The 22,959-nt window shown below is 65.1% G+C and carries 25 protein-coding genes and 3 pseudogenes; 21 read left to right on the top strand and 7 right to left on the bottom strand.

What is annotated here, in order from left to right; translation table 11 throughout:
• Window positions 1–395 precede the first annotated feature (395 nt).
• Window positions 396–650, top strand: a pseudogene (locus tag ACROSR_RS17635) (IS30 family transposase); the annotation flags it as partial.
• Window positions 651–877: 227 nt separating this feature from the next.
• Window positions 878–1,186, top strand: a complete 309-nt coding sequence (locus tag ACROSR_RS17630) for a hypothetical protein (protein WP_432687208.1) — start codon at window positions 878–880, stop codon at window positions 1,184–1,186.
• A 253-nt stretch (window positions 1,187–1,439) separates the two neighbouring features.
• Here ACROSR_RS17630 and ACROSR_RS17625 read toward each other — a convergent pair whose 3' ends face one another.
• Both ACROSR_RS17625 and ACROSR_RS17620 read right to left on the bottom strand, forming a co-directional pair.
• The gene (locus tag ACROSR_RS17625) at window positions 1,440–2,249 is read right to left on the bottom strand and encodes an ankyrin repeat domain-containing protein (protein WP_432687207.1); all 810 of its coding nucleotides are present in this window, start codon (window positions 2,247–2,249) and stop codon (window positions 1,440–1,442) included.
• Window positions 2,250–2,470: 221 nt separating this feature from the next.
• Window positions 2,471–2,944 (bottom strand): annotated as a pseudogene (locus tag ACROSR_RS17620) (transposase); the annotation flags it as partial.
• Window positions 2,945–3,498: 554 nt separating this feature from the next.
• Here ACROSR_RS17620 and ACROSR_RS17615 point away from each other — a divergent pair.
• From ACROSR_RS17615 to ACROSR_RS17600, 4 genes are read left to right on the top strand one after another with little or no spacing between them, the layout of a single operon-like run.
• Window positions 3,499–4,761: a site-specific DNA-methyltransferase gene (locus ACROSR_RS17615; RefSeq protein WP_432687206.1), complete on the top strand. Its 1,263-nt coding sequence runs from the start codon at window positions 3,499–3,501 to the stop codon at window positions 4,759–4,761.
• Window positions 4,758–6,134: a site-specific DNA-methyltransferase gene (locus tag ACROSR_RS17610; protein ID WP_432687205.1), complete on the top strand. Its 1,377-nt coding sequence runs from the start codon at window positions 4,758–4,760 to the stop codon at window positions 6,132–6,134. The genes ACROSR_RS17615 and ACROSR_RS17610 overlap by 4 nt, the downstream gene beginning before the upstream one ends.
• On the top strand, window positions 6,131–6,592 hold the full coding sequence (locus tag ACROSR_RS17605) for a hypothetical protein (RefSeq protein WP_432687204.1): 462 nt from the start codon (window positions 6,131–6,133) through the stop codon (window positions 6,590–6,592). Before ACROSR_RS17610 ends, ACROSR_RS17605 begins: the two co-directional genes overlap by 4 nt.
• 5 nt (window positions 6,593–6,597) lie before the next feature.
• Window positions 6,598–6,807 (top strand): DUF7220 family protein, encoded by a 210-nt coding sequence (locus ACROSR_RS17600; RefSeq protein WP_432687211.1) that lies wholly within the window; start codon window positions 6,598–6,600, stop codon window positions 6,805–6,807.
• Between the two features lie 9 nt (window positions 6,808–6,816).
• Here ACROSR_RS17600 and ACROSR_RS17595 read toward each other — a convergent pair whose 3' ends face one another.
• The 4 genes from ACROSR_RS17595 to ACROSR_RS17580 all read right to left on the bottom strand — a co-directional run bounded on the left by ACROSR_RS17595 (window position 6,817) and on the right by ACROSR_RS17580 (window position 8,269).
• Window positions 6,817–7,377: a DUF3489 domain-containing protein gene (locus ACROSR_RS17595; RefSeq protein ID WP_432687203.1), complete on the bottom strand. Its 561-nt coding sequence runs from the start codon at window positions 7,375–7,377 to the stop codon at window positions 6,817–6,819.
• Between the two features lie 102 nt (window positions 7,378–7,479).
• The gene (locus tag ACROSR_RS17590) at window positions 7,480–7,749 is read right to left on the bottom strand and encodes a hypothetical protein (protein WP_432687202.1); all 270 of its coding nucleotides are present in this window, start codon (window positions 7,747–7,749) and stop codon (window positions 7,480–7,482) included.
• Window positions 7,750–7,859: 110 nt separating this feature from the next.
• A complete protein-coding gene (locus tag ACROSR_RS17585; protein WP_432687201.1) occupies window positions 7,860–8,078 on the bottom strand; it encodes a hypothetical protein in 219 nt (72 codons plus the stop codon).
• On the bottom strand, window positions 8,075–8,269 hold the full coding sequence (locus ACROSR_RS17580; protein WP_432687200.1) for a hypothetical protein: 195 nt from the start codon (window positions 8,267–8,269) through the stop codon (window positions 8,075–8,077). Before ACROSR_RS17580 ends, ACROSR_RS17585 begins: the two co-directional genes overlap by 4 nt.
• Before the next feature lie 143 nt (window positions 8,270–8,412).
• Here ACROSR_RS17580 and ACROSR_RS17575 point away from each other — a divergent pair.
• From ACROSR_RS17575 to ACROSR_RS17530, 10 genes and pseudogenes are all read left to right on the top strand, one after another.
• Window positions 8,413–8,970, top strand: a pseudogene (locus ACROSR_RS17575) (hypothetical protein).
• Window positions 8,918–10,975, top strand: coding sequence for a phage terminase large subunit family protein (locus tag ACROSR_RS17570; protein WP_432687199.1), 2,058 nt, complete (start codon window positions 8,918–8,920; stop codon window positions 10,973–10,975). Before ACROSR_RS17575 ends, ACROSR_RS17570 begins: the two are co-directional and overlap by 53 nt.
• A gap of 2 nt (window positions 10,976–10,977) precedes the next feature.
• The gene (locus ACROSR_RS17565; RefSeq protein WP_432687198.1) at window positions 10,978–11,187 is read left to right on the top strand and encodes a phage head-tail joining protein; all 210 of its coding nucleotides are present in this window, start codon (window positions 10,978–10,980) and stop codon (window positions 11,185–11,187) included.
• Window positions 11,187–12,695: a phage portal protein gene (locus tag ACROSR_RS17560; protein ID WP_432687197.1), complete on the top strand. Its 1,509-nt coding sequence runs from the start codon at window positions 11,187–11,189 to the stop codon at window positions 12,693–12,695. The genes ACROSR_RS17565 and ACROSR_RS17560 overlap by 1 nt, the downstream gene beginning before the upstream one ends.
• On the top strand, window positions 12,695–14,152 hold the full coding sequence (locus ACROSR_RS17555; RefSeq protein WP_432687196.1) for a S49 family peptidase: 1,458 nt from the start codon (window positions 12,695–12,697) through the stop codon (window positions 14,150–14,152). Before ACROSR_RS17560 ends, ACROSR_RS17555 begins: the two co-directional genes overlap by 1 nt.
• Window positions 14,153–14,263: 111 nt before the next feature.
• Window positions 14,264–14,644 carry a head decoration protein gene (locus ACROSR_RS17550; protein ID WP_432687195.1) on the top strand — a complete coding sequence of 127 codons (381 nt, stop codon included), beginning with the start codon at window positions 14,264–14,266 and terminating at the stop codon, window positions 14,642–14,644.
• A gap of 68 nt (window positions 14,645–14,712) precedes the next feature.
• Window positions 14,713–15,735, top strand: coding sequence for a major capsid protein (locus ACROSR_RS17545; RefSeq protein ID WP_432687194.1), 1,023 nt, complete (start codon window positions 14,713–14,715; stop codon window positions 15,733–15,735).
• Between the two features lie 9 nt (window positions 15,736–15,744).
• Window positions 15,745–16,056: a head-tail joining protein gene (locus ACROSR_RS17540; protein ID WP_432687210.1), complete on the top strand. Its 312-nt coding sequence runs from the start codon at window positions 15,745–15,747 to the stop codon at window positions 16,054–16,056.
• Complete coding sequence (locus ACROSR_RS17535; protein ID WP_432687193.1) at window positions 16,053–16,685, top strand: DUF6441 family protein; 633 nt, start codon at window positions 16,053–16,055, stop codon at window positions 16,683–16,685. Before ACROSR_RS17540 ends, ACROSR_RS17535 begins: the two co-directional genes overlap by 4 nt.
• A 295-nt stretch (window positions 16,686–16,980) precedes the next feature.
• Entirely contained in the window at window positions 16,981–17,946 is a 966-nt protein-coding gene (locus ACROSR_RS17530; RefSeq protein WP_432687192.1) for a hypothetical protein, read from the top strand.
• Window positions 17,947–17,983: 37 nt separating this feature from the next.
• Here ACROSR_RS17530 and ACROSR_RS17525 read toward each other — a convergent pair whose 3' ends face one another.
• On the bottom strand, window positions 17,984–18,205 hold the full coding sequence (locus tag ACROSR_RS17525; RefSeq protein ID WP_432687191.1) for a hypothetical protein: 222 nt from the start codon (window positions 18,203–18,205) through the stop codon (window positions 17,984–17,986).
• Between the two features lie 117 nt (window positions 18,206–18,322).
• Between ACROSR_RS17525 and ACROSR_RS17520 the strand changes: the two genes are divergently transcribed.
• From ACROSR_RS17520 to ACROSR_RS17500, 5 genes are all read left to right on the top strand, one after another.
• The gene (locus ACROSR_RS17520) at window positions 18,323–18,748 is read left to right on the top strand and encodes an acyl-CoA transferase (protein ID WP_432687190.1); all 426 of its coding nucleotides are present in this window, start codon (window positions 18,323–18,325) and stop codon (window positions 18,746–18,748) included.
• Window positions 18,749–18,812: 64 nt separating this feature from the next.
• Window positions 18,813–20,084: a phage tail tube protein gene (locus ACROSR_RS17515; RefSeq protein WP_432687189.1), complete on the top strand. Its 1,272-nt coding sequence runs from the start codon at window positions 18,813–18,815 to the stop codon at window positions 20,082–20,084.
• Window positions 20,084–20,533: a hypothetical protein gene (locus ACROSR_RS17510; protein WP_432687188.1), complete on the top strand. Its 450-nt coding sequence runs from the start codon at window positions 20,084–20,086 to the stop codon at window positions 20,531–20,533. The genes ACROSR_RS17515 and ACROSR_RS17510 overlap by 1 nt, the downstream gene beginning before the upstream one ends.
• Entirely contained in the window at window positions 20,494–20,751 is a 258-nt protein-coding gene (locus tag ACROSR_RS17505; protein WP_432687209.1) for a DUF7697 family protein, read from the top strand. The genes ACROSR_RS17510 and ACROSR_RS17505 overlap by 40 nt, the downstream gene beginning before the upstream one ends.
• Window positions 20,752–20,794: 43 nt before the next feature.
• Window positions 20,795–22,959 (top strand): phage tail tape measure C-terminal domain-containing protein (locus tag ACROSR_RS17500; RefSeq protein WP_432687187.1); only part of this gene is annotated, 2,165 nt, incomplete at its 3' end.

The following is a 22,959-nucleotide window of genomic DNA, read 5'->3' as shown; positions in this document are numbered from 1 at the left end:
TCCCTACCCAGAATCCATCACGAGCCCGGCAGCAAGAGGGTCAGCTCAGAGCCTAAAAGCCAACTGCGATTCCCCTGACGTGTTGCGGCGCAGTCGTAATAGTTATTGATATCGGCCCGATCACGTTTCCATCAGGGACTTTTCGTTCGCGACTTTGCAGGACCACTATGCGCCGTCTTGACCTGTGGTGAAGCGACTTGGAACGGGGCGCACGGTGCAGGGTGGCGAGAGCCGGCCCGGTCTCCACGGCGACTGTCGGAGATGGCGCCTGACACTTACTCATGCGACTCGGTTCGCTCTTCAATGAGACCCAGAGCCGTGTCCATTGCGGCAACGAATTCCTCGCTGTCGTAGATGTCGTTGTGTCCCACTCCCCTGATCCCGACCTGGCGCTCCGCCTGAAGATCGACATCTGGTTTTGCGATCCGCATGCCCCGTGGCAGCGCGGCTCGAACGAGAACACCAACGGCCTGCTCCGCCAGTTCTTCCCCAAGGGCACCGACCTCGGCGGCCTCAGTCAGACCGCCCTGAACGACGTCGCCCGCCTCATGAACGACCGACCGCGAAAAACGCTGGGATGGAACACTCCAGCCGAAGCCATGGCCGAAGAACTCGCGGCCATCAGATCAACCGTCGCACTTGAAACTTGAGACCAAGGGGTGAACACTGCGAGGTCTTCAGGGATGTTTTCCGCGGGCGCGACGGCCCGCGGCGCACGAGCCGGCACAGGTGGCTACACCCACGAGGTCGCAGAGGCCAAGGCGCACCAGGTGCTTCACGTAGCGATAAAAACCGAATACCCTCTGAAGGCCGAAGCTCACCCCGCCTGACCGGGCAATTAATGAACCCGACAATGTCTCCGACACGAGGTGAATGAATGACTTTCGTTATCATGCTGATGATCGGTGGCGTTCTTGGCGCGGTGATTCTTTACCTCCCATCAGGTATGCTCATAGGGCTGCTTTTCATCCTGAGGTGGACAGGCTTGCCAAGGGCCATTTCCCTCGCAGAGGGTATCGACGACTTCTTCTACGTCAATGGCATACGCTACGAGGCGCCTTACAAGATCGCGGGGCGAACCGACGGCAATCGCTGGATCCAGGCCATTCTCGCCCCATTGGCCGTCATCTGGAAATTCGCCGCCTTAGGCATCGGGATATTCCTGGCCGGCTGGATCATCACATAGCCTCCGGTCATGCATCAGCCCGTCTTTCTCCGCCCTGCCGGGCAATTCTCTTCCTTTTCCTCGGATATGTCTCAGGCTAAAGGCGGGATGCTTTAGCCGATTTGCTGTCGAACTTCGGTGAGACGGGTCGCCCTCTCTCAGGCGAACATGTAGTCTCGCATTCGTTGAAAAGAATGGCGATTATTATCCTATCGATATAATTCGTTCGGCTAATAGATAAAATTAAAAAGGATTCAAAAAGAATCCATTAATTTTACTTCATTTCTGACTGATTAGCTCCAAGGGATCGTATTAAGCCCACCATTTCTTTCTTATCTTTTTTTTGCCTCTTTAGCCAATGAGGGTCTTCCTGATACATTGCACTAGCAGATTCGCTTTCTTCCAGTTCCCCTTTTGCAAGCTCAAGCGGAGTTTTTTGTGTCTCGCCTTTAGTCTTTTGATTTATATCTGCCCCGTATTCGATGAGTAGTTTAATTACGGGCACACGGGACTGTCCCGGCGGACCGCCTGATGCGGATACTGCGCAGTGTAGTGGGGCGTATCCCTTACCATTGGGAACGTACTTCGCGTAATTCACTAACCGTTTAGAACTGACTTCAAGCAAGCAGGTTATCTCTTCAATCGACCCTGTGCGGGCGAGACAGTGAAGCGGGGTTTCACCGCTAGCGTTTACACTGTCAGGTCTTGCACCAGCCGCAATTAAAGCTCTCAATATCTTTATGCGGTCCACAGAGAATCGACCAGAAGTCAGTAAAGAAAGTGCTGTATGCCCATACTTTGCTTTTATATTGGCATTAGCGCCGCGGGCTAAAAGATGCTCAACCACTTCAGATTTTGCCTGCAAGGATGAACAATATGTAATTAAAGGTGTTTGGTCGGCACTCCCTATGGTAGGGCTTTTTACCCATGCACAATTTATGTCCACCCCTTTAAACAGAGCTTCGTCTATTTCCGCGATACACAAATCGCCAGAAATAGCGCTCTCCAACAGCTTAACTTCAGCATATGAATTGCCGCCGTTAGCCAGCGTTCTTAATCTTCGAAAAACCATAAAACCCGACATGCCCTACGTGGTCTGCCATCTGACATCTGACATCAAGGTCGCCTGATTTTGCCCTTTGATCAATCGTTTTTTGCCCTGAACGCCGTGTGCAGTCGCGCAGACAGCTGGATCCGGGTGGATCGGGCCACGAATCCGCAGCGTGCTTGCCCGGCAGCAGCATTGTTCAGCACAGCGGACAGACCTGTCCTGCCGCTTTCGTTCAGTATGGGTGTGGCTCGCAGTCATGCGCATGACGGTGACGCTCGCAATCTGCGGCTAGCGGCGAGGACGGCGCGCACTATCGGGCCGGTGACGGCGACTTCGGCCAGTTGGAAGGTGATGGCGCGGGCATGACGCATGACGCGCGCCCCGATTTTGATCAGCTTGAGTTGCAGGCTGGTGAGCGACCAGTCGGCCATTTCCTCGGGCAGTTCGATGCAGCGCAGGAAAGTGGCCAGATTGTAGGCCAGCGCGTGCAGGTGCAGCCGGACCTCGTTGTCGCGGAACCGCCTGCACGACAGCCGCGTCCAATGGAAGGCGTATTTGCCTTCCTTGATGTGCTGCTCGGCCGTGCCGCGCCGGTTGTAGAGCCGCACCACCCAGTCTGGCTCCATCGGCAGATTGGTGACGGTAAAGCCCACACGCTGGAACAACTCGCCCGGATGCCATTCGATCTTGGCGATCACGCGGCGCGGCTTGTCCCAGCTCTGCGCCTGACACCGGTCTTTCGCCGCATCAAGCCCGAGCGGCCGCTTCGGTGACTACCGCACCTCGGCCCGACGGATAGCTTGCACCCCCCGTCCCACGGTTCCTCCGAGGCCCTGATCGTATACGGGGGGGCTGAGCGCGCGATTTCGCTAGCGACTGGATTCCTCACCGGGGAATCCACTTGGAATCCACCTCATCGGCTCGACTCGGATTTCTGACTCATTATCAGCAGCTTAGCCGATGGCCCCGCTGGCAAGGTGGATTCCTCGGAGGAATCCAGGGAAGCCACCTGGCCGGAATCCACTCGGCCGGAAGCCACCCCGGAATGCCCCTTGCAGGCCTGTCACGGCGCTTTTCACGGAAAGTGTTGATTCAAATGCAAAAAACCCTTTGACATTTCTAGCCCCCTTGACGTACCCCTTAACAATCGAAGAATTGCGCCCGGAGGACACCCCTCGAGAGCGTTTTGCTTTTTCCCGACATCGCAGATTTTGATGCTGTCGCCGACCGGTCTGGTCGCGCGTCTTCGTCTGTCCGCCTTTCACCACAGCAGAGAACACCCATGGATCTTGTCTTCGCGCCAAGCGAGATCGAGGCGTGGCCGATTGACCGGCTGCGCCCCTATGCCCGCAATGCCAAGATGCACGGCGACGACCAGGTGGCGCGGATTGCCGCCAGCATGGCGCAGTTCGGCTGGACCGTGCCCTGCATGGTCGCCGACGATGGCGAGCTGATCGCCGGGCATGGCCGGGTACTGGCTGCCACCATGCTCGGGCTGACCGAGGTGCCGGTGATCCGGCTCAGCCATCTGGATGAGGCCGAGCGCCGGGCGTACCGGATCGCGGACAACAAATTGACCGAACTCGGCGACTGGGACGAAGCCATGCTGCGCGACGAGATCGCGGGGCTGCTGGCCGACGATTTCGACCTGTCGCTGCTGGGGATCGGCGAGGCCGAGCTCGAGGCCCTCCTGCAGGATCCCGAGGCGCAGGGCGGCGAGGGTCCGGTGGAGGGCGAGGATGACGTGCCCGAGGCGCCGGCCACGCCGGTCTCTGTGACGGGCGATCTCTGGCAGCTGGGGGATCACCGGCTGATCTGCGGCGACAGCACGTCGGCCGATGTGGTCGGGACGTTGCTGGGCGATGTAAAGCCGCTGCTGATGGTCACTGACCCGCCCTATGGCGTGGCCTATGACCCTGCCTGGCGTAACCAGGCGGGCGCCGCGAAGACCAAGCGCACCGGCAAGGTGCTCAATGACGACCGTGCCGACTGGCGGGAGGCATGGGCCCTGTTTCCGGGTGATGTCGCCTATGTCTGGCACGGTGCGCTGCATGCGGCCGAGGTGGCGGAGTCGCTGACCGCGTCGGGGTTCGCCATCCGGTCGCAGATCATCTGGGCCAAGGATCGGCTGGTGCTCAGCCGCGGCGACTACCACTGGCAGCACGAGCCCTGCTGGTATGCCGTGCGCGCCAAGGGCAAGGGTCACTGGGCCGGCGATCGCAAGCAGACGACCCTGTGGCAGATCGCGAGCAAGGATCAGGACAGCGAAACGGTGCACGGCACCCAGAAGCCCGTGGAGTGCATGCGCCGCCCGATCCTGAACAACTCCAACCACGGGCAGGCCGTGTTTGAACCCTTCATGGGATCCGGCACCACGCTGATCGCGGCCGAGACGACCGGCCGGATCTGCTACGGCATCGAGCTCGACCCGGCCTATGTCGATGTCGCCATCGAGCGCTGGCAGTCCTTCACCGGCACGGATGCGTTGCTGGTGGAAACCGGTGAGAGCTTCGCCGCGCTGAAGGCCAGGAGGCTCGCGGCATGACAGTGCAGATGCGTCCGAGCCAGATCGCGTTCTGGCCGCTTGAACGGCTCAAGCCCTATGCCCGCAACGCCAAGACCCATGACGCCGATCAGGTGGCGCGGATTTCCGCGAGCATGGCCGAGTTCGGCTGGACAGTGCCCTGCCTGGTTGGTGACGATGGCGAGCTGATCGCGGGCCATGGCCGTGTCCTGGCCGCGGCACAGCTGGGACTGGCGGAGGCGCCGGTGATCGTGCTGAGCCATCTGAGCGAGGCGCAGCGCCGGGCGTATCGCATCGCGGATAACAAGTTGACCGAGCTGGGCGGCTGGAACGAGGCGCTGCTGCTGGAAGAGCTGCGCGGGCTGATGGCCGAGGATTTCGACCTGGGGCTGATCGGCATCCCTGAGGACGAGCTGGAGGCGCTGCTCAAGGATGCGGATAGCGCTGATGACGATCGCACGCCAATCGCTATTGAGGCCGCCGACACCATCCCCGAACCCCCGGCCGAGCCCATCACGCAGCCCGGCGATATCTGGGCGCTGGGCAATCATCGCCTGATCTGCGGCGATGCCACTAACGCGGATGTCGTGACCAGGCTGATGGAGGGCGCGCAGGCGTCGCTGATGTTCACCTCGCCACCCTATGCCCAGCAGCGCGACTATGGCGCAGCGAAGGAGACGGTCGGCGATTGGGACGCACTGATGCAGTGCGTTTTCGCCGTGGCGCCGGTCACCGACGCGGCCCAGCTGTTGGTCAATCTCGGCCTCGTCCATCGGGATGGCGAGTGGTTTCCCTATTGGGAGCGCTGGGTGGAATGGATGCGCAGCTCTGGCTGGCGGCGCTTCGGTTGGTATGTCTGGGACCAGGGGCCCGGATTGCCCGGCGACTGGAACGGCCGCCTCGCGCCGTCACATGAGTTCATCTTCCACTTCAACCGCCAGCCGCGAAAGCCGCACAAGACAGTGGAGAGCAAACATGCGGGCGAGACGCTGGGCGGCGGTGGGCTGCGCACTACAGAAGGCCATGTCAGGGCCAAAACCGGCACCGGCAACGCGATCCAGAGCCACCGCATCCCCGACAGCGTGTTCCGCATCATGCGCCACAAGGGCGGGCTGGGCGCGGCCGGATCGCACCCCGCCGTGTTCCCTGTGGCGCTCGTCGAAGCGGTCCTGGCGGCCTTCACCGATCCGGGCGACCTCATCTACGAGCCCTTCTGCGGCTCCGGCACCCAGCTGGTCGCCGCGGAACGCACAGGGAGGCGCTGTTTCGCGATCGATCTCGATCCGGCCTATTGCGACGTCGCCGTACGGCGCTGGGAGACTGCGACGGGGAGAAGAGCTCAGCTAGCTGGCCGAGGCGAGATGGTTGATGAAACGGGAAGACCGAAGACATGACCAGCAAGATCATGCAGTGGCGAACTGGCGATCTGCTGCGCACGGTACCGATCCGGCGTGATGACCTGAACCAGGCCATATCGCGTGACGGGTATCGTCCTGAGCATATGCCGGAGCCGGGAAAGGATCGCTGGTATAGCTGGCGTGACGTCGTGGCAATCGCTGCAGCACAGGAATTGCGCAGGATCGGCCATGGGCCAAAGACCGCATTTGGCCTCGTGCAGGAGCATCTGTCGCCATTCCTGTGCACCAGCGTCAATCAGCTGTGCGACTGCGACGGTGTACTCTGGCTGATCCTTCCGTTTGAGGACGGGCCCGGAACAGGGAGCCGTTGCGAATTTGTTCAACACACCAATGACGACGCGCTCTTGATCGCATCAGGCAAAAGCGCGTGCATCATCGTCAATGTGGGCCGGATCGCACAGCGCATCCTCGATGAATCGAAGGCCTCGGCGTGAGACGAATGAGGCAGACGCGGCGCATGTCTCTCGTCGAATCCGTTACCAATGTCATTGTCGGCTATGCGCTGGCCGTGGCGATGCAGATCATGGTGTTTCCGTGGTTCGGTCTGCAGGCGAGCCTCGGCGAAAACCTGGCCATCGGCGCGCTGTTCACCGGGATCTCGTTGATCCGCGGCTACGCGCTGCGCAGGCTGTTCGAGCACTGGCGGTAACGCGCGGGATCAGGCCGGATCGATTTTGTACACGGTACCGCGGCCATCAAGCTTTTCTGCAGTGACAGGCAGGCCCAGCTTCTTCTTGAGCGCCCCGGAGATCATGCCTCTGGCCGAATGTCCTTGCCAGCCGGTCGCCTCGACGATCTCACCAATGGACGCCCCCTCGGGCCGCTGAAGCAGCGCGATGATCTTGGCCTGTTTTGTGCCCACCCGGACGGCGACGGGTTTCGGGGCATCGGGAGCTTCGGACGTCGGCGCGGGATCCGGCCTGGCCTTGCGAGGATTGTGCACAGTGCTGGCCACGACCGGCTCGACCCCGATCACCTTGAGCCCGGCTTCGGTTGCGACCAGCGTGGTGCCATGGCCATCGCCGGTCTCGCGCCAAAGTGGATCACCGCGGCGCAGCTCCGCCTCGACCTCTTGGAGCCAGCCGCGCGAGATCATCGCGGCCACGGCTTTCTTCGCGGCGGCCCCGTGCAGCCCGTCGGGCAGTGGCATGGCCAGATTGCCGGGGCGCGTGGCCGCGCGATTGAGGACGATGGTCTGGGTATCGGTGAGTTTGAGCATGAGGACCTCCGGTTCTGACAGGGCGGCGCGGGATTGCGCAGCCTCCTACCGGGTGAAGCCCGCCGCGAAGGCAGGCCGCACCCTCCTCCGGGATTGGAAAAACTAGCGGGCGTATTCGCCCTCGCCGAAAGCGCTGTCTGTGATGCGCTTGAGCAAGCCGTTGTAGTGCTCGAGCGTGCCGACCATGGCCCAGCCCACCTCGTCGGGGTGGCAGTTGAAGTGGTCGTCGCTGAGGGCCTGCAGGCGGGCGAGCCGCGCGTCGATTTCGGCCTTCTTTGCGACGAAGGTGTTCAATGCGGCTTGCTTGTTCCTACGTGCCTTCTCGGCGCGCAGTTCGTGGCGGGGCGTGGTTTGCGGGTTCGGGCTGGTCATGGCGTGGCTCCGTTGTGTGAGTTGCATCGTTTGGGTGTCATCACAATCGCTCTGGCAGGTCGGAAAGTGTAGGCAAATCAGGATCATAAGATTGCGTTCTGCTCATCCGATCAGATCAGCCCCATCCCGGCCAGCACGGTGCTGGCGGCGGCAAGCTGAGTAGTCGGCAATTCGATCTTGAGATGCGAGATCACGTCCGACGCCTCGGCGGTGATGCCATTGTCGCGCAGCACGGCCTCGATGGCGTCAGCGACGGCGTCGGGGTGCTTGCGATAAAACCGGTCGGGCAGCGTGTCGTGATCGATGCGGATTGTGGTGATGGCGGTCATGCGGTGTCTCCATCCTGCTGTTCGATCATGGCGAGGATGGCGCAGGCCATGCCGCCGAGGAATTCGCTGCGGCGGAACACGATCTCGTCGATCTCGTTCGCGGTTGTGAGGGTCGGCTCGACGGCCAGGCTGTCGGCCATGTGCGGCAGCAGGCGGGCTGCCTCGGCGTTGTAACGTTGAGCGATGCTCATGATGCTGTCTCCGATCCTTTGCCTGGCAGGGCGCGATGCCGCCGCCTCGTGGGGATCAGAGTCGCTCGATCGGAGAGTGTAATCAACTGAAATAGACGATTTTCCGCGTTTAGTTTCAATGTCTTGAAGGCGATCACAGTGCCATGGAAGGTATGTCCGAACGCGCCTATGCCGCCCATGCCGGGCTCTCGCGCGGCGCGGTGCAGAAGGCACGCAAGGCCAGCCGATTGGTGCTGTTCGCCGATGGTTCGATCGATGCCGCGGCCTCTGATGCGCGGCGGGGCGGGATGACCGATCCGGATCAGCAAATACGCGCGCGGGGCGGCGCCGCCAGCAACAGCGTCGAGGGCAGTGCCGTCTCGGGCCCGGGCGACAGCGCGTCCTATCTGAAAGCCCGCACCGCGCTGACCGTCTACATGGCGCAGGACAAGCAGATCGCCATCCAGTGCAAGAAGGGCGCGCTGGTCGATCGGGCCCGCGCCGAGACGCTGGTGTTTCGACTGGCCCGGCAGGAGCGCGATGTCTGGATCACCTAGCCCACGCGCGTAGCCGCGCTGATGGCCGCGCAATTGTCCGCCGATATGGAGACCGCATCCGGGACGCCCGTGACGATCGAGACGGCGATCCTGCAGAGGGTGCTGGAAACCCATGTCCGAGAGCAGCTCGACGCCCTGGCCGACCTCCGGGTCTCGCTTGAATGACGGAGATCATGACGAGGGACTGACCAACGACGACCTGACCGCGGACCTCGATCTCGGGTTCGACGGCGCCGAGGACATCCTGCGCGCCTGGCGGCGCGGCGTGCGCCCCGACGCGGATCTCACAGTCTCGGCATGGGCGGATGCACATCGCTGGCTGTCCTCGCGCGCCTCGGCCGAGCCCGGGCGCTACCGCACCGCACGCACGCCGTATCTGCGCGAGATCATGGATGCGCTCTCGCCGGGCCATCCCGCACAGCGCGTCAGCTTCATGAAGGCCGCGCAGGTGGGCGCCACCGAGGCGGGAAACAACTGGATCGGGTTCGTGATCCATCACGCGCCGGGGCCGATGCTGGCCGTGTTGCCCACCGTCGAGATGGCCAAGCGGTCGTCGCGCGGTCGGATCGACCCGCTGATCGCGGACAGCGCCGCGCTGAAGGAACGCGTGCAGCCTGCGCGCTCGCGCGACGCGGGCAACTCGATGCTGTCCAAGGAGTTCCCCGGCGGCATCCTCGTGCTGACGGGGGCCAACTCGGCAACGGGCCTGCGCTCGATGCCGGCGCGCTACATCTTTCTCGACGAGGTCGACGCCTATCCGGCCTCGGCCGACGAGGAAGGTGACCCGGTCACGCTGGCTGAGGCCCGGACAACGACCTTCGCGCATCGGCGCAAGGTGTTCATGGTCTCGACGCCGACGATCCGGGGGTTGTCCCGCATCGAGCGCGAGTTCGAGGCCAGCGATCAGCGGCGCTACTTCGTGCCATGCCCGCATTGCGGCCATATGCAATGGCTGCAGTTCGAGCGCCTGCGCTGGGAAAAGGACCAGCCAGACACCGCCGCGTATACCTGCGCGGGCTGCGAGACGCCGATTGCCGAGCATCACAAGACGGCGATGCTGAAGAACGGGGAATGGCGGGCGACGGCTGTGCCCGCCGATCCCCGGGCCATCGGGTTCCACCTCTCGGCGCTCTATTCACCGATCGGCTGGAAGAGCTGGGCGCAGATCGCAAAGGAGTGGCTGGCCGCGCAAGGCTCCGAGGAGATGCTGCGCGCGGCACGCAACACGCTGCTGGGTGAGACATGGGTCGAGCGCGGCGAAGCGCCAGACTGGCAGCGGCTGGCGGACCGCCGCGAGACCTTCCCGGCGCAGATCCCTGCGGGCGGGCTGTTCCTGACCGCGGGCGCGGATGTCCAGAAGGACCGGATCGAGGTCGATGTCTGGGCCTGGGGCCGCGGCGGAACCAGCTGGCTGGTCGATCACATCGTGATCCCCGGAGGGCCGGATGATCCGGCCTGCTGGGACAAGCTGACGGCGCTTTTGGGCCGGACATGGGTACATGAGCACGGTGCTGTGATGACGCTGGCGAAGCTCGCGATCGATACCGGCTACGAGTCTGCGGCCGTTTATGCCTGGGCGCGTCAGCAGGGCACGGCACAGGTCGCCCCGGTCAAGGGCATGGAAGGGTTCAATCGCGCGACGCCGGTCTCAGGCCCAACCTTCGTTGACGCCACGGTGAACGGGCGCAAGCTCAAGCGCGGAGCCCGGCTCTGGACCGTGGCCACGGCCACCTTCAAGGCCGAGACCTATCGCCATCTGCGGCTGGAGACGCCGAGCGACGAAGAGCGCGCCAATGGCATGCCTGACCCGCCCGGCACGGTCCATCTGCCGGGCTGGGCTGACAGCGAATGGCTCAAGCAACTGGTGGCCGAGCAGCTGGTCACGATCCGCAACAAGCGCGGCTACGCGCGCCAGGAATGGCAGAAGCTGCGCGAACGCAACGAGGCACTGGACACCCGCGTCTATGCCCGCGCCGCGGCCTGGATCCTCGGGGCCGACCGGTTCGATGAGCGGATGTGGCGGCAGCTGGAGACACAGGCCGGGGTGGAAACAGCACAGCCCACGGCCCCGACCGAGGCGAGCGAGACCCCGTCCGAGCCGCAAGCCGGGCGGGTGACCACACCGCGCCGGCGCGGCTGGCGCGTCAGCACGCCCAAATACATGGAATGATGATGACCCTCGATGATCTCAAGGCCCGCCACAGCGCGCTGCTGGCGGCGCGCTACAGCGGCACCCGCAGCGTCAGCTATGACGGCAAGAGCGTCACCTATGGCTCGGACGCGGAAATGGCAGCAGCCATTGCCGATATCGAGCGCCGGATTGCTTCCATGGAACGTGGCGCTGGGCGTATCTTTCGGCCCCATGCCGTGAAGGACCTGTGATGAACTGGCGGCAGCGCCTCGGGGCCTTCATCGGCGGGTTCGATGCGGGCCAGCACCACCGCCGCCTGCGCGGGTTTCGGGCCACGCGCGCACATGTCAACGCGCTGGTCGCGGCCTCGGGGCCCGACATCACCGCGCGCGCGCGCTGGCTGGTGCGCAATAACGGCTATGCGGTGAACGCGGTAGAAAGCTGGGCCGCGAATACCGCGGGTGATGGCATCAAGCCGATCTCCAGGATTTCCGATCCGGCGCGCAAGGAAGAGCTGCAGCGGCTCTGGCTCGACTGGACCGACGAGGCCGATGCCGAAGGGCTGACTGACTTCTACGGGCTGCAGCGCCGCGCGGCGCGCGAGGTCTTCATCGCCGGCGAGGTGTTTTTCCGGATCCGGCCCCGGCGCTCGGAAGACGGGCTGACCGTGCCGCTGCAGTTGCAGATGCTGCCCGCGGAGATGCTGCCGCTGGAGAAGAGCGCTGTTGCTGCGAACGGCAATGTCATCCGGCAGGGGATCGAGTTCGACCGGATCGGCCGGCGTGTCGCCTATCATTTCCTGCGCCGCCATCCCGGTGACAGCACCGAGCCGGGGCTCGCGGGCGAACTTACGCGGGTGCCGGCCGCGGAGGTGATCCACGTGATCGATCCGGTCGAGGGCGGGCAGCTGCGCGGGGTGTCAAAGCTGGCACCGGCGATCGTGAAGCTGTTCCTGCTGGATCAGTACGACGATGCCGAGCTCGACCGGAAGAAGGTCGCGGCGATGTATGCGATGTTCGTCACCTCTCCCGCGCCGGAAAACCCGCTCGGGCCGCCCGAGGACGAGGACAGCGGGGCCGGACTCGAGATCAGCCCCGGCCAGATCGTGCGGCTCGATCCGGGCGAGGATGTCACCGTGGGCCAGCCCGCCGACAGCGGGGCGACCTACGAGCCCTTCCAGTACCGCACGCTGCTGCAGATCTCGGCCGCCCTCGGCATCCCGTACCCCTATCTCGCCAATGACATGGTGAAGGGCAACTTCTCCAACTCGCGGCTGGCGCTGATCGAGTTTCGCCGGCGTGTCTCGGCCTGGCAGCATTCGGTGATGGTCTACCAGCTTTGCCGGCCGGTGTACGCGCGCTGGATGGATGCCGCGGTGCTGTCAGGCGCGCTGACCCTGCCGGATTACGAGGCCAACCGGTCCCGGCTGGTGGCGGCCGACTGGCTGCCCACCAAGTGGGACTGGGTGGATCCCCTCAAGGACGCCAATGCCGAGATCGCCCAGATCGAGGCCGGGCTCAAATCCCGCACACAGGCCATTTCCGAGCGCGGCTATGACGCCGAGCAGGTCGATCGCGAGATCGCCGCGGAACATGCCCGCGAACGTGAGCTCGGTCTCGATTTCCGCCGGCCGGGCTCACCGGTGCAGGGCGCATCTGAGGCGGTACCAGGCGAAAACGCGGACAACGACGTGACCAACAGCGACGATACAGATGACACCGCGGAGGACCGACCGCGTGCAGACGAGGACCTCCCCTGATGCTCCATGCCCGCATTGCCGCGCGCGCCTTCAACACGCCGCTGCTGGTCGAGCCATCCAAGGCCATGGCTTTTCTGTCCGGTCTGGGGCCGCGGGTTCTCGGGCGGCGGGTCGAACTGGCGGATCACGACAGCACGGTCGACGTGCCCGGCACCGCGGCTCTCCCCGTGCGCGCCAGCATCCTCGCCGGTGGGCTGACCGACAGCTATCGCCAGCACGGCGAGGCGCCTTTCCCGGTGATCGATGGTATCGCCGTGATCGAGATCTCCGGAGTGCTCATTCATCGCGGCAGTTGGATCGGGGAGTCTTCGGGTCAAACCAGCTATGAGGGGATCGCTGCGCAGGTCGAGGCGGCCGCCAGCGACCCGTCGGTGCACGCTGTAGCGTTGGAGATCGACAGCTTCGGCGGCGAGGTGGCCGGCGTGTTCGACCTGGCCGACCGAATCCGCGCCCTGCGGCGCGACAAGCCGGTCTGGGCGTTCGTCGCCGAGCACACCTTCTCGGCCGGCTATGCGCTGGCCAGCCAGGCGGACCGCATCCTTTTGCCGCGCACCGGCGCGGTGGGCAGCATCGGGGTTGTTGTGATGCATGCCGATCTCAGCGGCCAGCTCGATCAGGACGGCGTGCAGGTCACGCTTGTCCATTCCGGCCAGCACAAGGTGGACGGCAACCCCTACGCCCCGTTGGCCGGCGATGTGCAGGACGACATCCAGCGCGAGATCGACGTGCTGCGGTTCCTGTTCGCCGAGACCGTGGCAGCCGGGCGCGCCGGGCGGCTGAGCCAGGAGGCTGCGCTGGCCACCGAAGCCGCCACCTATCGGGGCGCAGACGCCGTCGCGGCGGGTCTCGCTGATGAAATTATCGATCTCGGCGGCGGCTTTACTGCCTTCCGGCAGATGGTGGCGCAAATGCCGACCGCCAATCTTCCCCGCGTTCAACGCGCATCCCTTCCCAACCCTCGAAAGGAGACCGCTATGGCCCACGCCCCCAACCAGGAGACCACGACCCAAGAGGAGGAGGCCCGTGATGCGCAACAGGAGGATACGGCCGATACCAGCGCTGACCTTGCTGCTGGCGACAAACCCTCCGAAGCCACCAACGCCGCACCGGAAACCGACGCCGCAGCACCGCCTGCAATCGCACCGGCATCACAAGCGCCCGCCGCGCAGCCCGGCAATCTGGCCGAGGTCTCGGCGCGGCTGCGCCAGGAGGCGGCGGAGATCACCGAAATCGCCGCACAGGCTGGCCGCCTCGGCATCGCTATCGATGCCGCGAAGGCGCTGCGCGAAGGCACCACACCCGAGGCGCTGCGCAGTCTCGTGCTCGAGCGCGCCAGTGCCGCCGCCGATGCGCGCGATGTCGTCGCCGCACCGCCGTCGCCCGCCCTGCCGCAGAAGCCGGAAAGCCCGCTCGTGGCCGCAGCAAAGCGGGATGCGGCCGCGAGCAAGAGCGGCTGACGCACCGCGGGCAGAGCCGCGCCAGACCGCCCGACATCCGACCACCCAACGAATCCCCGTCGCACCATCCCGGCGGGGACCCCTCCCGCATGGACCTGAAGGATCTCCGACATGACCACTCTCACCCAACCGCCCACGATGGGCGACGTCCTCAAATACGAGGTCAACCCGAACTACACCCGTGAGACCGTGCCGCTGCTCGCCGGTACCGCCTATCCCGTCGGCTCGGTGCTGGGGCGCATCACCGCCAGCGGCAAGTACAAGCTGGCCACCTCCGGTGGCACCGATGGCGCGCAGAGCGCGGCCGCCGTGCTGCTCTACGCCGTGGATGCGACCCTCGCCGATGCCGTCGGGGTGGTGGTCGTGCGCGGGCCCGCGATCGTGTCGCGCGCGGCCCTCGCCTATGACGCCTCCGTCGACGACGCCGCCAAGATTGCCACCAAGATCAGCCAGCTGACAGCCCTCGGCATTGTTGTTCGCGATACCGCCTGATCACTGCAACCGTGCCGTGAATGCTCGGCCCGGCACGCCTCCCTTTATCCTTCCTCCGGAGATCTGCCATGACCCTCACCCGCAACCCGTTCGACGCGGGCGGCTATTCGCTCGCCGAGATGACGCAGGCCATCAATATCCTGCCCAATCTCTACACCCGCCTCGGCCAGATGGGCCTCTTTCGGTATCAAGGCGTTACGCAACGATCCATCGTCATCGAGCAGCGCGAGGGCGTCCTCAGCCTGCTGCCCTCGGTCCCGCTCGGCGCGCCCGCCACGGTTGGCGACCGCGAGCAGCGCTCGATGCGCAGCTTCGCCCTGCCGTGGATCCCGCATGACGACGTCATCCTGCCCGCCGATATCCAGGGCATGCCCGCGCTCGGTGTCTCGGACGCAGCAGATCCGCTGGTCGAGGTGATGAACCACAAGCTGACGCTGATGCGCCGCAAGCATGCCCAGACCCGCGAATACATGGAGATGAACGCCCTGCGCGGCATCGTGAAGGATGGCGCGGGTACCACGCTCTACGACTACTTCACCGAGTTCGGGCTCACCCGCATCTCGGTCGACTTCGTGTTCGGCACGGCCGGCACCAATATCCAGGCCAAGGTCCGTGAGACCCTGCGCGGGATCGAGGACAATCTTCTGGGCGAGACCATGACCACCGCGCATGCGCTGGTCAGCTCGGAATTCTTCGACAAGCTGATCAGCCATCCCAAGACCGAGGACGCCTACAAGTTCTACTCGGCCACCGGCGGCCAGCCCCTGCGCGACGACATGCGCCGCGCCTTTCCCTTCGCCGGGATCCTCTTTGAGGAATACAACGGCTCGGTCACGCTTTCCAACGGCACCTCGGAACGCCTGATCCCCGCGGGCGAGGGCATCGCCTTCCCGATGGGCACGTTTGACACCTTCACCACATATGGCGGGCCGGCCAACCTGCTGGAGACCGCCAATACCGTCGGGCTGCCGCTCTATGCGCGCCAGATGATCGACGCCAAGGGCCGCTGGATCGATCTGATGACGGAAAGCTCGATCCTGCCGGTCAACAAGCGCCCGCGCCTGGCGATCCGCGTGCACAGCTCGAACTGACGGCTGATGATGTCACTCTTCGCAGAGGCCATCGACACGCTCTTCGGCGATCCGAACATGGGCCGCGATGCCGTCTACACGGCCGGCGGCGGCGCACCTGTTCTCGTCCGGGTGGTCGCGCGGCGCGCGGACGACACCACCGGCTTCGGCGACGCCCGAATCTGGTCGGAAACCACGCGCGTTGATCTGCGCGTCGCCGAGGTAGCCAATCCGCGCCCGGGTGATCGCCTCGAGATCGACGGCGAGGCCTTCCTTATCCAGGGCGAGCCGGTGCGTGATCGCGAGCGGCTGGTCTGGACAATAGATCTGAGGCCGGCATGAAACTGAAACTCGACGTCACACCGGACCTGGTCACCATGATGGCCGCAGAGATCGCCGCGGGCGAAAAGGCCGTCTCCGCCGCCACGCGCGAGGCCGGCACCAGCCTCAAGACCGCCTGGCGTGGGCAGATAACCGGCTCGGGGCTCGGCCAGCGTCTGTCCCGCACCATCCGCTCGGCGCAATACCCGAAGGGCCAACCCAGCCTGAACGCCGCCGCGCTGGTTTGGTCGAACGCGCCGGACATCGTCAGCGCGCACGACACCGGCCCGCTGATCCGCTCGAAGGACGGGTTCTGGCTGACGATCCCGCTGCCCGCTGCCGGCCGTGGCCGGCGAGGCGGAAAAATCACCCCCGGTGAATGGGAGCGCCGGCGCGGTCTGCGTCTGCGCTTCGTCTATCGCCGGTCCGGACCGAGCCTGCTCGTGGCCGATGGTCGTCTAAACAACCGCGGCCTCGGCGTGGCCTCGCGATCAAAGACCGGACGCGGCCGCGCCACAGTGCCGATCTTCCTGCTGGTCCCACAGGTCAAGCTGCCCAAGAGGCTCGACCTCGACCGGGACGCCGAGCGCGCGCACAACAGCGTGCCCGGGTTGATCGTGGCGAATTGGGTGGAAGGGCGGCTTGCGTGACCTCGTTGCGGACATTCCACCCGTTCTCTGCTTCTGTAGAGTTGTCTTTAGCAAAAGTGGCATCGGTGGAAGTTGGGCCTGTGATCGCGACGAACACAGGCGCTCGGCGGCAAGTCGATTGACGATTCCGCCGATTTGGGTGATCTTTGTAGGGAAAAGATGCTGGATCAACGAATGATGTGACTTCAAGCAATTGCTCATGAGGGGATAAAGGATGTCCTGCAAGCAAGTCCGTTTCGCATTGATTTATCTTGTATTGAGTTCCGGGCTGGTGAGTGCCCAAGAGACTTGTAACATGCCCCGTGAGGGCGAATGGCGCATGGAGATGGGCCAAACGATGACGGTCCAAGGACCGGGTGGTGGTCCAGCGGGTCAGGATTTCAGCCTTACTGTCGAGGGCTGCGGCGAAGAAATCGTACTCACGGGCTTCGGAGCGCCGGAAACCGGAGCGGTGAAACGTATGTCACGACAGTCAGATGGTTCTTACGGCGTGCAAATTCCTTTCCGAGGCATCGCTTATGTAGCATGGAAACTGAACCTGACGTCGCAAGAAAAAATGTCTCTTAGCTGGGCTTTTGGAACGGCGGTAGGTGGTCAGTCTGCATGGGCGGACGGTGACGGTGTGCGTGGGAGTGCATCACTGACAAAAGCATATTCTGAAATGGGGCGCTTGGATCCACGCTGCGCCTGCCCGCTTTTTGTGGATCAGCTGCGCGAAAGCATTGAAAACTCGAGGATTATGCGCGACTTTTATGCGAACCCGATTGTCTACACGCGCCCCGACACAATGCCTGACAAAGAAGCATGGAGGGCAAAAGAGGTGGAGGACGTTGCCGAACTGTTCGCAACACACGACATAACCATACAAGACGCTGTCGACAGGGTCGTTGAGCAACTTGGAGCTGATGACGAAACTCCTGAGAATACACCCGATAATACGGGTGCGACCGATACGAGTGTGCAGGCTTCAACCGACTGCGATACATGCAAAATACAGATGAAACAACAAATGACTGGCTGTGCTGCAGATGTGATTCAAGCTTCAATTATGGCACACGAAAAACATCATGCAAGTGTCTGTAATAAATTAAAGAAAATGCGCGCTGATGCTCACCCTCTCGACTTGCCCCTCCCACCAAAGTACTGTTTATATGCTTCCGATCCACTGGTGCACGCAGCAGAAGAAGTGGAAGCCTACGAAGCAGACATTGCCTATACCAAGGATGCCTTCAAACGAATGTGCAAACGCGAACTGAACTAGTGTTCGATGCCTGACAAAATATGCCCGGAGCTTTTGCTCACGTCTCGCGTCGGAACTTGAAGTCGACCTCGGCGTTTGCATCGGCGCTGCCGGACTGGACGACATCGCCTCCTCCGCCGTCGGGGAGCAGGCGGTCGATACCGCTGCGATCGACAAGCAGGAACACCACGGCGACGAGCCCGAGGATCAGAACACCGCCGCGAAGTGGTCGGCGTTTGCGCTTCGGCGTCCTGCGCCGCGGTCGACCATGCCGTTTCATCGTTCCTCACATCATCTTTCGTGTGACTTTGGCAGGCCGCTTTGTGACCAACAAGGCCAAGTCGCGATATCCAGGCCATCGGTCGGTTCGATCTTCACTACATCCCAAGGAGCCCCCATGCCCTCGACCCGCGAGACGATCCTTGCCGCGCTGACGGCGCAGCTTGCCGCGCATGCAGGAGCCGAGGTCCGGCGCAACGCTGTTCTGCCCGAGCGGGTGCCGACGGGCGGGCTGGTGATCGTGCGCGACGGCACTCCGGGCGAGCCCGATGTGACGCTGAGCCCGTGGCGGGCGTGGTACAGCCACCGCGTGGAGATCGAGGCGTTCATGCCGCCCGGTGCGCCGGAGGCGGCGCTCGACGCGCTGCTCACCCGCATCGGGGCCGCGCTGGCGCAGGATGACAGCCTTGGCGGGCGCGTCGAGCTGATGACGCCCTCGGCGCCGGAGCTGCAGCCGGTGCCGGTGGAGGGCGGCGCGCCATTTCTGGCCGCCACCCTCGCGGTCACGCTCGACTACCAGGTCACCGATCCGCTGACCGGCTGAGCGCGCCCCGTGCGCGCAGACACCAAAACCACACGACATATCCCGACATCACAGGAGAATGCCCATGGGCAAGCAACGCGCCTACGGCGCCGATGCCACACTCAAGGCCGTGCGCGAGACGCAGTACGGCGGCGCAACTACCGGCCCCGTGCGCCAGCTCGATTTCAAGACGGCGGATCTGTCGGCGAGCATCCCGCTCGGCGATGACCCGCTGCTGGGGCGGGGGCGCAACGCGCAGGCGCCCTATCGCGGGCTGGTCACCGATGAGGGCCAGCTCGAGATCCCGTTTGATTTGCAGGGCACGGGCTGGTGGATGACGGCGCTCTTCGGTGATCCCGCGACGACGCCGCAGGCGGCCACGGGGCGGATCAGCTTTGCAGACAACCCCGTCCCGGGCGCCACGCTCACGCTGAACGGGCTGACATGGACCCTTGTTGGCGGCGTGGCGGCGGGGAACGAGACCGAGATCGGCGCCACGCTGGCGGACACGCTCACCGCGCTGGCCGCCGATCTGAACGCCGCCACCGATCCAGACATCGCCGCGGCAACCTATGCCGTGGAAGAGGACACGGCGCTGGGCATCACGCATGACACGCCCGGCCCGGACGGCAACGCCTTCACGCTGGCCGCCTCGGCCTCCGCGCGTTCGGCGCCGACGCTGACCGGCGGCGGATATCGCCATGTCTGGCGCAGCGGGGCCGACACGCTGCCGTCCTTTCTCCTCGAGATCGGGCATCCCAAACTTACAAACCCGGTCTTCTTTTGCCATGCAGGCGCGGTGCTGGAAGAACTGTCCTTCCAGATGGGCCAGGAGGGGCCGGCCAACGCCACCGTCTCGGTGGTGGCGCAAGGTGAAGAGACCGAAGGCACCACGCTGGAACCCAACCCCGCCGCCTTTGATCTGCGCCGCTTCAGCCAGGGGCGCGGGCGTATCAGCCGCGCAGGCGCGCCGCTCGCGGGTGTGACAGCCGGCTCGCTAACCTTCTCCAACGGCATCGAGCGGGTGCGCTCCATTCGCGAGGATGGCCGGATCGATGGCGCGGATCCCACGCTCGCGACCTGCGAGGGGTCGCTGACCGTGCGCTTTGATGGCGAGACGCTGGTCGCGGAGGCGGCCAGCGGCGATCCGGTGGCGCTGGTCTACGGCTTTTCCATGGCGCCGGGCTACGGGCTGAACTTCACCCTGCCGCAGGTCCATCTGCCCAAGCCGAAGTATTCGATCACCGGCCCGGCCGGGGTCGAGGCGAGCTTCGAGTGGCGCGCCGCCGCCGATGCGGCCGGCGTGATGCTCGAGGTCGCGCTGCTCAACGATGTCGCAACCCATGGAGGGACCTGATGATCCGTCTCGACCTCAACCAAGCCGCTGACTGGCTCGATCTCGGGCACGGCGTGCAACTGCGCGTCGCCCCGATCACCACCTCGCTGATGAACCGGGCCCGCGAGGAGCCGATCCTCGCGGATCTGCCCGAGGCGGCCAGCGCCAATGCGCGCGGCATCGCGCTCGCCAAGGCGCTGGCGCGCGTGGCGGTGGATGACTGGACGGGCGTGCACGATGCCGACGACGCGCCGGCCGAGCTTTCCCCCGAAGGGCTCGACGCGCTTCTGGAGATCGTGCCGATCTTCGAGGCGTTCCAGCTGCGCTACGTGGCGCCGGGCCTGCATCTGGAACAGGAAAAAAACGCCTCGGCGCCCTCGCAGACTGGCACTTCGGCGGGGGCGCCGAATACTGCGGCAACTGCGGCCAAATCTGCGACGCCTGCCCGGCGCGGCAAAACGCGCCGCTGACACGCGAGGGCCTGCTGGCCTGGGATGTCGCGCGCGAGGCCACCGGCCAGCTGCGCGTCTCGGGCGGCGCGGTCGTCGGCTGGGATATGGGCGCGGTGCTGGCCATGGCGGACGCCGGCGGGCTCGATCAAAGAGCAGCCGTTGAGCTCCTTCCGGTGATTGAGGCCGCGATGGTGCGCGCGCTCAACGCGCAGATCCGGGCGCAGCGCCCGCAGTGAACATCCATACCCCAGAAACCAGGCAACAGGGATCGGAGTCCCAATGACCAGTGCTGTCAAACAGGTCACAGTGCGGCTGGCTGCCGAGGGCGGCCGGCAGGTCCGGGCCGAACTCAAGGGGATCGGCGCGGATGGCGCGACCGCCTTCCAGCGGCTGACCTCGGAAATGGAGGCGGCCAATGCGCGCGCCGACCGGTTCTTTCGCCGGCTGCGGATTGCGGCCGCGGCGGGGGCGGCCGCCGCGGCCACCGCCGCCACGGCCATGATCCGCTCCGGGCTGCAGGCCGTCGATGCGCAAGCCAAGCTGGCGCAATCGCTGGGCACCACCGTCGAAAGCATCCAGACGCTGGAGCGCGCGGGCGAACTGGCGGGTATTTCGATGTCGGGCATCGAGCAGGCGACGAAGGATCTGACGCGCCGGCTCAGCCAGGCGGCGGCCGGGACCGGGCCGGCGGCCGATGCGCTCGACCGGCTGGGCCTGTCTGCCACCACACTGATAGCCCTGCCGCTGGACGAGCGTGTTGGGGCGATCAACGCCGCCATCGAGGAGTTCGTCCCCGCTGCCGAGCGCGCCGCTGTCGCGGGTCAGCTTTTCGGCGAGGAAGGTTCGATCGCCATGGGCCGGATCGACACCGCGACGCTGCGCCAAGCGACCGCGGACATGCGCGCCTTCGGGGTGGTGGTCTCCGAACAGGATGCGGCCCAGATCGAGCGGACCAACGATGCGATCTCGCGGCTGGGGCTGATCTGGCGCGGGCTGGCCAACCAGCTGGCGGTCGCCGCGGCCCCGGCGCTGGAAGCCGCGGCCGATGCGATGGCCGCACTCGCGGAGCGCAGCGGCCCGGTGGGTCGCGCTATCGAGCTGGTGCTGGGTAATCTCGACCGGCTTGCCGCGACGCTGGCCGCGGTCGCGGGGCTCGTGGCCGGGCGCTTTGTTGCGGGGCTGACTGCTGCGGCCTTCAGCGTGCGCGGTCTTGCCACGGCGCTGGCAGTGCTGCGCGGCGCGCTCATCCGGCTGCCCTTTGTCGCCCTGGTGATTGGCGCACAGGAGCTGATCCTGCGCTTTGGCCGGCTGGTCGAGGCCGCGGGGAGTTTCTCGGGCGCGCTCGATCTGCTGCGCGGCGTGGCCGCGGAGGTCTGGGACCGCATGGGCATTGGTGCGCAAGCGCTCGGCGCGACGGTGGCCGCGGCGTGGGCGGGGATCCGCGCCAGCGTTGTCGAGGGGGTGCAGGCCAGCCTCGACGCGGTATCGCGCGGCGCGTCGCTGATGATCAACACATTTCAAGGCGCCTTCGCGGCGGTGCGCGAGATCTGGTCAGATCTGCCGGCGGTGCTGGGGGATTTGGTGATCACCGCGGCGAATGCGGTGGTGCGGGGCGTGGAACGGTTGCTCAATGCGGTGATCGGGCGCGTGAACCGCTTCATCTCGGGTATCAATACCGCCCTTTCCGCCCTGCCATCCTGGGCCGTCGGGGACGACGGGCTGCGTATCGGGGCGATCGATGATGTCAGCTTTGCCGGAATCGAGAACCGCTTTGCAGGGGCGGCAGGGAAAGCCGGCGGTGCTGCGGCAGAGGCGTTCACGCGAGGATTCGAGCGGGACTACCGGATCCCGGACCTTGGCCTGAGCGCGTATGCCGAAGACGCGCGCGCCACGCAAACGGCGCTGCGCGGCGTTGCGGATGAGCTGAGCGCGGCGGCAACGGGGCCGCTGGAGTCCGTGCAGGCGATCCGCGCGGTGTTGGCGCGGACCTCGGAGGAGGCCGAGGGCGCGGCCGATGCCGTCTCCGGCATTGGCGCAGCGTTTGACGCAGTTGCAGGCGGTGAGGATGGCGCAGCAGGTGGCGCTGGTAGCGGCGGCGCGGCCGGGCGCGCGGCGACCGCGGCCACTGAGGCCGGCGCCGCCATCGATGCGGCTGGCGAGCGGGCCGCATCGGGATGGGACCGGGCACGCGAGGGGCTGGATGATTACGCCACCCGCGCGATGGAGACCGGCCGCCAGATCGGCGACGCGCTGGTCAGTGCCTTTCGCGGGGCCGAGGACGCGCTTCTGACGCTGGTCACCAAAGGCAAGGTGGATTTCCGGGATCTGGCCAATTCGATCCTCGAGGACATCACCCGCATCGCGCTACGCTCGGCGGTGCTCGGCCCGCTCGCCAACTGGCTGGGCGGGGCGCTCGGCGGGATCGGCGGCGGTCTTGGCGGCAG

Source organism: Roseovarius tibetensis (genome assembly GCF_050896375.1).
Taxonomy (GTDB): Bacteria; Pseudomonadota; Alphaproteobacteria; order Rhodobacterales; family Rhodobacteraceae; genus Roseovarius; species Roseovarius tibetensis.
This window is presented reverse-complemented; position numbering and strand designations above follow the sequence as displayed.

Coding starts and splice junctions, on each gene's coding strand:
- ACROSR_RS17545 (WP_432687194.1), top strand. CDS start 14,713: ATGACCCTCACCCGCAACCCGTTCGACGCGGGCGGCTATTCGCTCGCC.
- ACROSR_RS17515 (WP_432687189.1), top strand. CDS start 18,813: ATGGGCAAGCAACGCGCCTACGGCGCCGATGCCACACTCAAGGCCGTG.
- ACROSR_RS17630 (WP_432687208.1), top strand. CDS start 878: ATGACTTTCGTTATCATGCTGATGATCGGTGGCGTTCTTGGCGCGGTG.
- ACROSR_RS17605 (WP_432687204.1), top strand. CDS start 6,131: ATGACCAGCAAGATCATGCAGTGGCGAACTGGCGATCTGCTGCGCACG.
- ACROSR_RS17570 (WP_432687199.1), top strand. CDS start 8,918: ATGTCCGAGAGCAGCTCGACGCCCTGGCCGACCTCCGGGTCTCGCTTG.
- ACROSR_RS17625 (WP_432687207.1), bottom strand. CDS start 2,249: ATGTCGGGTTTTATGGTTTTTCGAAGATTAAGAACGCTGGCTAACGGC.
- ACROSR_RS17550 (WP_432687195.1), top strand. CDS start 14,264: ATGACCACTCTCACCCAACCGCCCACGATGGGCGACGTCCTCAAATAC.
- ACROSR_RS17610 (WP_432687205.1), top strand. CDS start 4,758: ATGACAGTGCAGATGCGTCCGAGCCAGATCGCGTTCTGGCCGCTTGAA.
- ACROSR_RS17520 (WP_432687190.1), top strand. CDS start 18,323: ATGCCCTCGACCCGCGAGACGATCCTTGCCGCGCTGACGGCGCAGCTT.
- ACROSR_RS17555 (WP_432687196.1), top strand. CDS start 12,695: ATGCTCCATGCCCGCATTGCCGCGCGCGCCTTCAACACGCCGCTGCTG.
- ACROSR_RS17595 (WP_432687203.1), bottom strand. CDS start 7,377: ATGCTCAAACTCACCGATACCCAGACCATCGTCCTCAATCGCGCGGCC.
- ACROSR_RS17510 (WP_432687188.1), top strand. CDS start 20,084: ATGATCCGTCTCGACCTCAACCAAGCCGCTGACTGGCTCGATCTCGGG.
- ACROSR_RS17540 (WP_432687210.1), top strand. CDS start 15,745: ATGTCACTCTTCGCAGAGGCCATCGACACGCTCTTCGGCGATCCGAAC.
- ACROSR_RS17535 (WP_432687193.1), top strand. CDS start 16,053: ATGAAACTGAAACTCGACGTCACACCGGACCTGGTCACCATGATGGCC.
- ACROSR_RS17565 (WP_432687198.1), top strand. CDS start 10,978: ATGACCCTCGATGATCTCAAGGCCCGCCACAGCGCGCTGCTGGCGGCG.
- ACROSR_RS17600 (WP_432687211.1), top strand. CDS start 6,598: ATGAGGCAGACGCGGCGCATGTCTCTCGTCGAATCCGTTACCAATGTC.
- ACROSR_RS17585 (WP_432687201.1), bottom strand. CDS start 8,078: ATGACCGCCATCACCACAATCCGCATCGATCACGACACGCTGCCCGAC.
- ACROSR_RS17530 (WP_432687192.1), top strand. CDS start 16,981: ATGCCCCGTGAGGGCGAATGGCGCATGGAGATGGGCCAAACGATGACG.
- ACROSR_RS17615 (WP_432687206.1), top strand. CDS start 3,499: ATGGATCTTGTCTTCGCGCCAAGCGAGATCGAGGCGTGGCCGATTGAC.
- ACROSR_RS17580 (WP_432687200.1), bottom strand. CDS start 8,269: ATGAGCATCGCTCAACGTTACAACGCCGAGGCAGCCCGCCTGCTGCCG.
- ACROSR_RS17590 (WP_432687202.1), bottom strand. CDS start 7,749: ATGACCAGCCCGAACCCGCAAACCACGCCCCGCCACGAACTGCGCGCC.
- ACROSR_RS17560 (WP_432687197.1), top strand. CDS start 11,187: ATGAACTGGCGGCAGCGCCTCGGGGCCTTCATCGGCGGGTTCGATGCG.
- ACROSR_RS17525 (WP_432687191.1), bottom strand. CDS start 18,205: ATGAAACGGCATGGTCGACCGCGGCGCAGGACGCCGAAGCGCAAACGC.